Here is a 12,189-nt window from a genome sequence, read left to right on the forward strand (position 1 = left end):
CCGACACGGATCGACTACGTGTCGGAATCGGATGACGATCGGTTGCGAACGGAGCGTTCGCGATGAAGAGGGCTGTACTCGCCGACCTCATATCTCTGCCACGAGTCGTGCGTGAGACGCACCCACGATACGACACTCCAACCGCTCGCCTGGTTCCGGAACTTCACCCCGAAACACCGTCTTCTTCGCGTGCTCGTCTCGTCCCCATCTCTCCATTACCATCGTCACCTCTACGGTCTCTCCGATCAGCTCGCGGTTCGCCTCTTCAGCCCACTCGAGGCGCTTACTGTGAAGGATCCGGCTCCTCCGTAGCTTCACATCCTCCGGTACCTGATCTTCAAACCGCGCCGCCTGGGTCCCTGGACGTCGGCAGAACCTGGAAGCGTGCAGGATATGCGGTCTGGTTCTCTCCAGGAACTCGAGGGTGTTACGGAAGGCCTCCTCAGTCTCCCCCGGGAACCCCACAATAACGTCCGTGATGAAGGAGAAGTACCCGAGTCGGCGCTCGAAGGCGCGGTACACCTCCAAGGCCTCTTCGACCGTATAGTTCCTGTTCATGCGACGCAACACTTCGTTGTCACCGCTCTGCACGGGCATGTGGATAGAGCGGTACAGCACGTCGTCTCGGCTCGCGAAGAGATCGGCGAGGTCGTCCGCGATAGGGTAAGCGTGACCGGGGTTGAACATACCCAGGCGAACCCGGGCTCCGTAGCGCGAGCAGAGATCGACCACGTCCTCCAGTAGATCGACGACGTTTGTCCCCCTGTCCAGTCCGTACGTCGCGGTGTCCTGTGCGGTGAGGTGAATCTCAACGGCCCCACGCTCTAGCTCCCGCCTCACACGCCTCAGAATGCGTTCCGGTGGAAAACTGCGGAGGTTCCCACGTGCGAGCTTCACGGCGCAGTACGCGCACTTATTCGGACAGCCTTCCGCGATCGGCACGATGGCGGCGAGGTTAGGTAGCTCACGTGGAGCGTCGGCCTTCCAATCGAGGTCATCGCGTTCGCCCAGGAATTCCACTCGATCGCCGCGCAGTACGGCTCGAACGGCTTCCGGTACTCGGTCGAGGTGTCGAGGACCTACGAGGGCGGCGTCTGGGCGAAGCTTGCGGGCGCGCTCTGGGTAGGCTTCCGGGAAGCATCCGGCTACGACGGTCGGCACACGCTCCAGCTCACACATCCTATTCACCATTCTGGCGTCTACGCTGTCCCGAACGATGCAGGTCAGGAGGACGACAACGTCCGCGTTCTCAGCGTCTTCGACAACCTCGAAACCTTCTCGGCGTAACAGCTCCCTCACCAATCTACCGTCGTCATGGTTGGCAGCACATCCGTACACTTCGACGGTGACTCTAATCACCGTTATCACCCCCAGCGTCTAGGTATTTCCGTGACGTACGAAACGAACGCGTTGTAAGCCACTACCCGGTAAGCCTCCCTGCTGATCCTTCGGTATATCCTAATCGAGAAGATCAGGGAAAGCCCGGCTGCCAAAGTGGCTCCCGTCAGGTAGCTCATCGGGAGAAAACCTTCCCCGAAGTACTTCCATACTAGCAGTTCCGTAGCCGGTACTGCAGATGTTACGAGCAGTGCCTCGAAGTCCCTACGGAAGGTGAGGAGCTGCGGGTAAGTGTAGACGATGATAGCTCCCGGCAAACTCCCGATTAAATACGTCGTCAGGACACTCACGCTTGGGAAATTGACTTTTAAGAACAACGCGCCGGTGGCCGTGAGCAGTAACGGTATCGCGTACTTCCTAGGCAACTTCACCGCCCCGAGTCCCATGAAGAACGACAGGGCGCCGAGAACGGCCATCGAGATGTACCCTAGAGTCCGATGCGCGGAGATGCCGATCGCGAGCATGATCGAAGCCGTGATCAGGCCGGCGAGCACGAGCGTCCAGGTGAGGCCCCGCCAGTACGCCTTCATGACGAACTCGCGGAGTGCGTACATCCCGTCCCAGTCCACGCGGTACAGGAGGTCTAGTTTCCCCTCCACGGAGTCCCAGAACCTGATCGCTGCCAGGGTACCGGCGAACAGTGGCATCATGCCGATGAACGACGGGGAGTCTAGCGGGAAGTACGGGAACCCGTACTTGGACCAAATCAAGAACTTGTCGAAGAACATCACCGAGTAATACGCGATTGCGGACATCATCATGAGCGAGTAGTCCGCGAACGCTGCAATGGCTATTTTTAGGCTTTTAGTCAGTAAGTTACTACGTGTGAATATGGAGATCCTAGAGACTCTACTCACGCCTTGTATGACATCTATAAAAGACAGTAACATTGTGAATACCAGTATAGCGGAGGCTATTAAATACGCCTGGTCCGCCTCTGTTATCATCAAAGAGACTATGAATGAAATCACGAAAAGGGTCCATGGTATTGCTACTCGACGAGCAATTAATTCCGGACGAGTCCAAGAAACGGCGGAATGGGCGGCCGTAAATATGTACGCTAATGCGGCCATAGGGGTCGCTATAGTGGCTGCTAGTGATATTTTTATGCTGAACAGCCGAGTTAGTTCGTCGTAAAGAACAATTGAACATACGGTACAAAGAATGGTCGATAATATCATGATTCCAGGTATGGGTATGAACGTTTCTAGAAACAGAGCGTCTAAAATCACGCGTGAAACAAGCACTTGAAAGGGGGCAGAAGTGAGAACAGCTGCGATTAGTGAAAGGCTTACTGGAGCTAGTTTCATCGATCCTAAAACTGTGAGTGTAGACAGCACGAAAATAACTCCGAGTACAGGGGAAGCTCCCAGGACGATTTTTATGAGCACAACTGAGTCACTGGTAGCTCCACCTATTGAGCGAATTATCGTTACTAGTGTGTCAGATATTGCACCCAATTCAGTCACCACCGGTGTATTTATAGTACTCCTGGAAGTAGTTATGACACATGCGCATTACATCGTACTGTTTGGCACGTTCGACGGCATGATGAGCCATATCGAACATCAACTCGGGATCGTAGAGTAGGCGTACTAGGTGCTTAGCGGCTTCGTCTGCGTCCTCGGACCGGAAGGTGCGACCGAAGTTCCTGTCAACTATGTACGGCACTGCGCCGACCTCGGAGGCTACTACCGGGCACCCACAGCTCATCGCCTCGAGGAGTGCCATCGGTAGTCCTTCCAAGCGGCTCGGTAAGAGGAAGACGTGGAATCTACGAAGCCATTTGACTACTTCATCTGGGTTGCAGGGACCGTGGAACCTCACGATGTCTTCCAGGCCGTATTCCTTCACGAGTTTCCTGCACTTCTCATAGTACGCTTTGTCTTCCACTGGACCTATCACGTGGAACACTACGTTATCTATGTGCTCGACTGTGCGGGCCGCGATCTCGATGAGTACGTCGATGCCTTTAACACGTTCGATTCTCGTGATCGTACCGACTTCGAGTATCTCCGGTTCGCTGTATTTCCTCTCCAGGTCGCCTGGGTAATACTTCCAGGTCTCTATCCCCGAGTAAATGACTTTGATTTTATCTTCAGGGGCTCCCTGTTTCAGTGCCAGCTCCGCGTGGTAATCCGAGATTTCTATTATCTCTTCGCACTGCTCATACGACGTGAACATCATCGAACGGAAGCATTCCTTGAAGAGCTCGCGTGCCGTCTTCCCGAACCCCTGCAGTCGCATGTCGAGCTCCCTAAGCAATATCCCGTGCTCGGTGATGATGAAGGGGACGCCTCGCACGGCCTTCGCCACCGAGCACAGGAATCCGCATACTCCCGAGTTCTGTGCGTGCGCAACGTCACAGTTCGGTAGTCGTCTAGCGCCGGCAGCCGCTCCCAGCACGAAGGAAACTACGTTCACGGCTACCCAGAACACGTCGCTGAACAGGTTATTCTCGCACTCGTCCTCGTACTGGGAAGCTAGGTAGTGAACGTATCGTGCGAGCTCGTACATTGTGGAGCTGGCGAGTACATTCGTGGGTGACTTGGAAGCTTTCCATAGCTCCTTCAACATCGGCTCCGAAAGCGGTTCGCCCTCCACCATCCTTTCGAAGACGATCTGGAGTGTTTTCGATACTGTAGACCACCTGAGGCAGTGTGCTGGCGTCATCCTATCGAGCCACCGGCGCAGCTTGTTCCCCTTAGGGACGATCTCCTGAATTACAACGTCCCGGACGTTCGCCGGAATTTCCACGACTGGTTCGGTCCTTCCCTGTCCCGTCATGCATAACACGTTGAACACAACGTCCGGTGAGTACTTGATGAGGCGATGGACCCAGGTAGTGACCCCGCCTAAAGCTACGGGATATGTAGCTTCAGTTACCACGGTGACGGTGGGTCGTCTGTACGCCTCGATTCTTCGAAATCCCGTCATAGTGGTTGGCCCTGAAACTAGATACGCGCCTCTTCCGTTTCTTACTGTCACCTCATAGCCCCGGCAATATGAGTTACTCCATTCCGGCGCACTTATCGCCAGGTGAGGAAACACACCCAGTACTCTATTCTTTGACTGGTGGAGGCATGGGACTATCTGGTTTCGACTACCGTTGTGTCGGGTGGAACGTCTTCGGGCCGGGCGATCACTCGACACGGTCGGATCTCGTCACCGAGGTCGACCGGCCAGTGGAACCCAGGGAGCACGTCTTCGGGGACGTCCACCACCTCGGCTTTCGTTCCCTCCTCGGCGTGGACCGGAGGTACCCGGGAGCTCACACACAGTTCGGCGCCCAACTGAGACAAGGTCAAGAGACCAGAAGTGGGGGGGACCGAAAAGGCCCTCTCCCCGTCGATGAGTACGCGCTGTCCGTCGAATCGGTAGTCCACGTCCTCCAACACGTCGACACCGTATTGAAACCTCGAAACGGCTCGGGGTACGTGCTCACGGAGATCCCCGGGTTCACCCTCCGTGAGATCCTTTAGGGTCCGTCGGAGCTCCTCGAGCGCCCCTCTGGAGGCAGGGTTCCCCTCGGGACGGCACGTGTAAACGACGTCGTATCCTCTTTCTTCCAACTCTTCTCCAACTTTCCGGTAACCGTCCGAAGCGTGGCATACTATCGGGAGATCTTCCACTATCTTCTCAATAAGCGCCGCCGAGCGCTCGATCTCCTCCCGACTCCACTCCCCGGTGACTCGGACGTCATAGTGGGCAGCTGGAAACGTCCTCTCCAGCGTCCTCGGCACGGCACCTAGTGGGCTGGTGATAATTATCTCGTCCACGGGGAAATTCCACGTTATCCGAGTGATACGTCGGTGCGTGGGCGATCGTGAGTAGGGTTTCCGGGCGGAGCACGGGAGCAGAACGACTGCCTCCGCCCAATCCGGTGGTTCGTACCGACGGACGCGATGGAGCCACTCGGTGACCTCCGGACGATCGAACGATAGGTCGGTAGCGCAGGCGATCTGGGTGTTCCGGTTCAGGTTCACGTATCGGGCAATGACACGTTTCCGATCACAGAATCGCAGGACTTCGGCGATCCTGGGGTGCCTCGCGGCCACGGACTCGACCAGTTCCCTCAAAGTGCCCTCACGGATCGCTTCGCGGAGTCTCAGCAGGCAGAACTGTAGCTGGGTCCAGTTTTCCCTGAGCAACTCTTCGCGGTCCTCCGTCTCCACGGTCTCGGTCGAGAAATCATCCAATAGCAACCGGTCCTCCAGCGTCAGACGTAGACACAGTGCGGCGTCGAAGAGGTCGAACCCGAGGTAGAATAGCACGGGTATCCATTCAGGATCCCGCACCGTCACGGCACGAACCGAGCCGCTCCGACGTATCTTGCTCACTACCTCCGCGAACTCCCGGGCATCTGGGATCGACTCGAGCCTGTACACCGTGATCGATCCGCCCGAAGGGGCTTCGGCAGGGTTCGTCCACGGGGACGGCAGATCGACCGGCGTGAGTCGTACGGAGTACGGCCGTGCCAGTTCCTCGAGCTCCTTCACGAGTTCTCGCACTTCTGGGACATTCTCCACAGCGATGGACAGTCGTTCGGGGATGAAGAAGGGGGCCGGGGTTTCTACGCCCTTTACCTCGAGGACGCGCGCGCAATCACACCGAATTACCCTGACTTTATCCGGCACCGACACTCAACACCTCCTTCATCTCGCGATCGATCTCTTCCAGGTCGCGTCGGGTCTTCTCAGCGGCCCCACGCGCCAGGTCGGGAGCCACTCCCAAGTACTTCTCGGGGTTCAACACCTCTTCCAACTCCTCTCCCTCGAACAGCTCACGGATGCGCTCTTCCTCCTTAACTACTTCCGCGAAGTCGCGTCCTTCTTCCCAAGCCCTCATCGCGAGCCGTCTCACGAGCTCGTGCGCCTCCTGTCGCCCCATTCCTCGCTTAACCAGTTCGACCATCAGCGCCTCCGCCATGTTAAGCCCATTCGTCAGCCGAAGGTTCTCCCGTATGTTTTCCTCGTAAACGCGTAATCCCTCCAAGTTGTGGATCGTCAGCCGCAGCATTTCGTCCAACAGCAGGAACTGTTCTGGGAGGATCACTCGCTCGCTCGCGGAGTTCGTGAGGTCCCGCTCGTGTTCGAGCGGCACGTTCTCGAGCGCTACCTGCACGTTCGACCGTAGTACCCTCGCCAGGCTACACACCCGCTCGGAACGGATTGGATTCCGCTTGTGTGGCATCGTCGAGGATCCGACCTGCTTCTTGGGATCGAACGGTTCCTCGACTTCCCGGATCTCCGTCCGCTGGAGATTCCTGATCTCGCGGCCGATCTTATCCAGCGTCGAACCGATCAGCGCGAGTAATGCGATCAACTCCGCGTAGCGATCACGCTGAATGACCTGGTTGGATACTGTCACCGGCCTGAGGTTCAGCAATTCCATCACCCTACGCTGCACCTCGGGACCCTTCTCGCCCAGTGCCGCCATCGTTCCGACGGCGCCGGACAGCTGCCCCACCAGTACCCGGTCCGCGCACTCCCGGAGTCGCTTCAGGTGTCTCACGATCTCCCGTGCCCAGATCGCGAACTTCATACCGAGCGTCGTGGGGACCGCGTGCTGACCGTGCGTACGACCCACCATTGGGAGGTCGGCGTACTCTTCGGCCCGCTCCGCTAGCACTTCCGCCAGACGATGCAGCCTGCGGTAGATTATCGATAGTGCCTCCCTCAGTACCAACGCGTGCGCGGTGTCTATCACGTCGTTACTGGTAGCGCCCAGGTGCACGTAGTCCCCTCCCACCTCGCACCGCTCCGAGAGCGCCTTCACTAGGGCCATCACGTCGTGTTTGATCTCCGCTTCGATCTCCTTGACGCGTTCCACGAACCGTCGTAGCTCTCCCTCGTCGCCGGTGATCTCCTCGACGACGCGTTCCACCTCATCCGCTGCCTCCTTCGGTACGAAGTCGAACACCTCGGAGAGCGCCCGTACCAGGGCCGCCTCCACCTCGAGCATCTTCGCTACTTTGTTCTCCTCCGAGAACACCCGGCGGAGCTCGTCCGACCCGTACCGTGACTCGATCGGATGAACAGGCAACTCAGAGCCCCCCTCCGGTCGGGACGGCTCTCCGCATCCATTCTCGTAGTCGACGGCAACCTACCCTTTCGTCATCGGGGGTAAGTTATCCCTTCACCGGCGCACCGAGACCTTCTGGGCGTGCACCCTACGGAAACCCAAAGATCTGGCGTACTCTTCCAGCTCGACCATGTCCTCGTACTTGGGAAGTGGCAGATCTCTACGCCGAAACTCCGGTCGATAGTCCAGGTAACACACCTGGATGTCCTCTCCCAGGCGCTCGTACAACCAATCCGTCAGCGCGAAGACCTCCTCCTTGTCGACCAGTTCGGGGTTGTACGGTATCCCGACACCTACGAAGACTCCCTCCAGGTATTCGTCCGCCAGGTACTTCAGGATCCGTAGCACCCTATCTACGTACTCGTCCGCTTCCTTCACGTCTATCCCGGCCACCTCTGCGAACGTCTCGGGACGGAACCCCTTCACGTCTATCCCTATATCCGTCATGCCCGCCTCGACAAGCTCGTCAACGTAGTCTGGGGAGAGGACCGTACCGTTCGTGTCGATGTGCACGCGGAGATCGGGCCCGCCGTACTCACGGCACTTCCTGACGAATTCCACGAGGAACTCTCGGTTCAGCGTCGGCTCCCCACCGGAGATCGCGACGCGGTTCACGCCGTACTCTCGGGCCGTCCCGAGCAGCAGTCGGGCCGCTTCCTCCGGCCGCATCCGCGCGCCCATCGCGGCTCCGAAGGCGATCGAGTGGTTCTGACATTGGGGGCATCTAAGGTTACAACCGTGCGCGAAGCACGCCGCCTCGACATAGCCCGGCTTGTCTTTCAGTTCGACCGGTGTCCCTACACCTCCTACGGGATGCGGCTGGAAACCGCTGACGACCCGGATCCTCCGGTCGACGTCCTCCGACTCGACTTCGTCACCCTCGGTGAGCTTGGAGTTACAGGCAGGAACCACCTCGCCGTTGATCCGGACAGCGCACGCGTAACAACCTCCCACACCGCACGGGGCATCTACTTCATGTCCTATCTCCCGGAGGGCCCCCTCCACCCACCGGGATTCAACATCTACTTCTTCCCCGTCCACCCGCACCGTGATCGGCTCTTCCTCGACCTCGACTAATCTGCGGGCGCCGTACGGGCAGGCCGGAACGCACGTACCACATCCGACACACTCACGGTTCCACACGGGATCACCGGCGGGGCAGTCTACAACCTGGGAGCAATAGCCGCAGTGCCTGCACCCGACCAGTCGGACCTTCCGGGCCAATCCATACCCTTGAATGATGAGGGGCGTAAGGGAAGAAGTTCGTTACGACAGTGCGTCCTCACCGCGCTCTCCGGTGCGCACGCGGACGGCGTCCTCGATCGGGATGACGAAAATCTTACCGTCACCGGGCCTACCCGTTCTCGCGTGCTCGCAGATGATGTCGATGACCTTCTCGACGTCCTCGTCGTCCACTACGATCTCGATCATCACCTTATCCAACAGATCGATCCGGTACTCTTCACCCCGGTACCGGTGTACGATTCCCCGCTGCCGACCACGACCCTTCACGTCGATCACGGTCATACCCGGGTAGCCGGCCTCATCCAACGCCTCCTTCACCTCGTCCAACTTCTCCGGCCTGATAACGGCCTGTATCATCTTCAACCCCATTCGCCTCCCCCAGTCCCTGGACCCGCAGGGGACGGTATATAAGGGAAGACAAGGCGCGGTTTACCGGACTTCGAATTCCGGATAAGGTGACGTAGAGAAGAGCGCGTCGTCCAAGCCCTCCCTTTCCGCCTTCTCTGACACTCTCAGACCCACGATCGCGTCGATCGCCTTGTAGACCATCAACGCCGTTACCGCTGAGTACGCAATACACACCAGTACGCCGGCGATCTGCGCCGTGAGGCTCACGCCACCGACACCTCCGAGCACCTTGGCACCGAAGATTCCGGCTGCGATACCTCCCCAGGCACCGCACACTCCGTGTACCGGGAACGCCGCGACCACGTCGTCGATGCCCTTCCGCTCCAACCAGCTGAACGCAGGCTTGATGATCAGTCCCGCCACGATACCGGTGATCAGGGCTCCTATGGGACTCATGACGTCGGCTCCCGCACAAACGGCCACGGCTCCCGCCAGGATACCGTTTGCAGTCCATAGCGGGTCGAACCGCGAAACCAGACCCGCCGACAGCAGGGCACCACACATCGCCAGCGTGGTGTTCGCGGCTACCAGCGAGCTGATCCACGACTCGTTCGTCGGGTCGTAGAGCACCGCCGAGCTACCCACGTTGAAACCGTACCAACCTACCACCAGCATCAGCGTACCAAGGAACACGTGTGGGATGTTGTGTCCCGGGATCGGTACCGGCTTACCGTCCTTGAACCTCCCGATCCTCGGACCAAGCAGCCATGCCGCGATCAGGGCGACGGTGCCTCCGAAGGCGTGAACCACGGTCGAACCGGCGAAGTCGTGGTACGGTTGGCCGAAGACCTTGGCGAACAAGCCGGTGTCGCCGCCCATCCAGCCGCCGCCCCAAGTCCACAGCACGAAAATCGGGTACACTACCGACGAGAGGACCAGTGATCCCAGCATGTAGGCCTTGAAGTCCATCCTTTCGGCGACGGATCCCGAGATGATTGTCACTGCCTTGTTGCAGAACGACCATTGGAACAGTGCGAACGCCAAAGCGTAAGGTAATATCGACTTCATCGGGTCGGCAGCCCATGCTTTGGCCGAGAATAGGTTCGACAGCCACCACCCGAGTCCCTTTGCGTACTCGGGGAACGCGATCACGAAACCCAGTAGCATGAACGCGATGGCTGTGATCCCCACATCTACCAGACACTTCATGAAAATCGAGGTTATGTTCTTGCTACGGATCTGACCTGATTCTAAGAACATGAAACCTACTTGCATCATTACGACGAGTACCATCGCCCAGATCAGGAAAAAGATCGCACCCGGTCCCTGAGCTCCCCACGTCGCGAGTACTCGGTATAAATCGCCCATGTCTGCCGGCAACGATCTCCCCCCAAGAATTTCCGGCTCTTCCCTCCGGATGGGCTTGACTATTGGATTTATCCTACGATCATTTACCGGAAAAATTGACCGGAAAGAGGGTGCCGGTGATGGACGTCATAGGGCTCGTCGTACACTACCTACTGGTGATCGCGAAGGTGGCACCTCTCGTATTCTTGGGGTTCTTTTTGGCTTCAATGATGATAATCCTCCGAGTACACGAAAGGTTAGGAAAACTGATGGGTAGGAGGCTAGCGAGGCTGGGATTGACCCCCGAAGCCGCTTCCGCGATGGCGGCCTCGCTCGTGAGTCCCAGCGCGGGATATCCCGTACTAGCCGAGTTCCGGCGTGAGGGTCGCCTGGACGATCGTGACGTGGTGTTGCTAGTCGTCGCCACCACGTTCCCTACTACGGTGGGTGAAATGTTCCTGAAAGGGCCGTTCTTTGCGGCCCTGGCAATACTCGGCCCGAAGCTAGGAACGGAGTACATGGGTGCGCTCTTCGTCACCGCGCTGCTCCAGACGCTCCCCGCCCTGATACTGTACGGAGTGCGCTCCGGCGACGGTCCCGACATCCGTCTGCCGTCGACGTCTCGTGACGACATCCCACCCTTCCGCGAGGCCGTGATCGAGGGGCTACGGCGTGCGGCCCGGAGGATGAAATACGTCCTACCCAGGATGATCGGGATCGGATTACCCATGGTGATCCTGGCGGAAGTCCTTCGGTCGTGGGTCCACGGAGGCCTCGGTCCGGTGGTGGCGATCACCCTCGCCAACGTCAGCCACTACACGGTCGGATACGCCACGGCGGCGGAGCTGGTCCACAGAGGAGTGCTCTCGGATAGCGAAGCGGTGGCGGCCCTGCTCATCGCGGGATGCGCCAACGTACTGGTGATATTCTTGAAGGCGTCGTTAGCGACGTACATATCGATCTTCGGCTCCAAGCTTGGTCTTCGGGCGTGGGCCGCGAACTTAGGATCCAGCATCGGAGCCCGGCTCCTAATGGCGTACGCGATACTGCGGTGGTCGTAGCTGGGGAGTCAACTTTATAGGACCGAACGCGGCGGCTCGGTCCGCCTGCGAAAGACACCGCCTGCGGTGATAGGGAAGAGATGCAAGCGGGGTGTTCTCGTGGCTGAGGAGAACGTAATCTACGTCGGCAACAAGCCCGTAACCAACTACGTCCTGGCGGTGATGACGCAGTTCAGTGAAGGCGCCGACGAAGTGAAACTCGTCGCTCGTGGTCGTGCGATCAGCCGTGCAGTCGACGTCGCTGAGTTCATCAGGAACAACGTCATGCCGGAGGTCGAAGTCAAGGACATCGAGATCGGCACCGAAGAGATCGAAACGGAAGAAGGTGATACCATCAGTGTGTCCACGATCGCCATCACCCTGGCTAAGCCGCCCGAATAACGCCCCTCCTTCCTCCTCCCATGAGAGTACCCGATTCACCTGATCTCCCATCCGTAAAGGACCTGATAACGCGAAGTCAGGTCACAATGGACGCCGATCAGCCCCTCAAGTTCACCCGAAGACCATACACGAACGCAAGGTGAACAGGTTGCCCGTCGCCGAGCGTGTCTCGACTCGGTCTTGGATGTCGCAAATGCTACGTTCGTGGACCTTCATCCTGGGGAATTAAGGTCTCGTAGGCCATGTCATCGTCCGTGATCATCTCATCCAGAATCATCTCATCAAGAGCCACTGTCTTCGACGCCACCCAGACCATGCTAGCCCA

General features: G+C 58.4%; 10 protein-coding genes. 2 read left to right on the forward strand and 8 right to left on the reverse strand.

What is annotated here, in order from left to right; translation table 11 throughout:
* Positions 1-87 precede the first annotated feature (87 nt).
* The 8 genes from BW921_RS07110 to BW921_RS07145 all read right to left on the reverse strand — a co-directional run bounded on the left by BW921_RS07110 (position 88) and on the right by BW921_RS07145 (position 10,455).
* Positions 88-1,359, reverse strand: a complete 1,272-nt coding sequence (locus tag BW921_RS07110; RefSeq protein WP_168168846.1) for a tRNA (N(6)-L-threonylcarbamoyladenosine(37)-C(2))-methylthiotransferase — start codon at positions 1,357-1,359, stop codon at positions 88-90.
* Positions 1,360-1,364: 5 nt separating this feature from the next.
* Complete coding sequence (locus BW921_RS07115; RefSeq protein ID WP_148689160.1) at positions 1,365-2,345, reverse strand: hypothetical protein; 981 nt, start codon at positions 2,343-2,345, stop codon at positions 1,365-1,367.
* Positions 2,346-2,859: 514 nt separating this feature from the next.
* Positions 2,860-4,386, reverse strand: a complete 1,527-nt coding sequence (gene pelF / locus BW921_RS07120; RefSeq protein WP_236953742.1) for a GT4 family glycosyltransferase PelF — start codon at positions 4,384-4,386, stop codon at positions 2,860-2,862.
* A 101-nt stretch (positions 4,387-4,487) separates the two neighbouring features.
* Entirely contained in the window at positions 4,488-6,035 is a 1,548-nt protein-coding gene (locus BW921_RS07125) for a DUF5591 domain-containing protein (RefSeq protein WP_148689161.1), read from the reverse strand.
* The gene (gene purB, locus BW921_RS07130; protein WP_148689162.1) at positions 6,025-7,443 is read right to left on the reverse strand and encodes an adenylosuccinate lyase; all 1,419 of its coding nucleotides are present in this window, start codon (positions 7,441-7,443) and stop codon (positions 6,025-6,027) included. Before purB ends, BW921_RS07125 begins: the two co-directional genes overlap by 11 nt.
* A 93-nt stretch (positions 7,444-7,536) precedes the next feature.
* Positions 7,537-8,706, reverse strand: coding sequence for a radical SAM protein (locus BW921_RS07135; protein WP_148689163.1), 1,170 nt, complete (start codon positions 8,704-8,706; stop codon positions 7,537-7,539).
* A gap of 42 nt (positions 8,707-8,748) precedes the next feature.
* On the reverse strand, positions 8,749-9,090 hold the full coding sequence (locus BW921_RS07140; protein WP_148689343.1) for a P-II family nitrogen regulator: 342 nt from the start codon (positions 9,088-9,090) through the stop codon (positions 8,749-8,751).
* Positions 9,091-9,156: 66 nt separating this feature from the next.
* Positions 9,157-10,455 carry an ammonium transporter gene (locus tag BW921_RS07145; RefSeq protein ID WP_148689164.1) on the reverse strand — a complete coding sequence of 433 codons (1,299 nt, stop codon included), beginning with the start codon at positions 10,453-10,455 and terminating at the stop codon, positions 9,157-9,159.
* Positions 10,456-10,562: 107 nt separating this feature from the next.
* Here BW921_RS07145 and BW921_RS07150 point away from each other — a divergent pair, with 107 nt between their 5' ends.
* Both BW921_RS07150 and albA read left to right on the forward strand, forming a co-directional pair.
* Complete coding sequence (locus BW921_RS07150) at positions 10,563-11,483, forward strand: nucleoside recognition domain-containing protein (RefSeq protein ID WP_168168848.1); 921 nt, start codon at positions 10,563-10,565, stop codon at positions 11,481-11,483.
* A gap of 99 nt (positions 11,484-11,582) precedes the next feature.
* On the forward strand, positions 11,583-11,864 hold the full coding sequence (albA, locus tag BW921_RS07155) for a DNA-binding protein Alba (RefSeq protein WP_088336194.1): 282 nt from the start codon (positions 11,583-11,585) through the stop codon (positions 11,862-11,864).
* The last annotated feature ends 325 nt before the right edge of the window (positions 11,865-12,189 follow it).

The sequence above is a fragment of the Methanopyrus sp. SNP6 genome (assembly GCF_002201895.1).
Lineage (GTDB): Archaea > JAADCQ01 > Methanopyri > Methanopyrales > Methanopyraceae > Methanopyrus.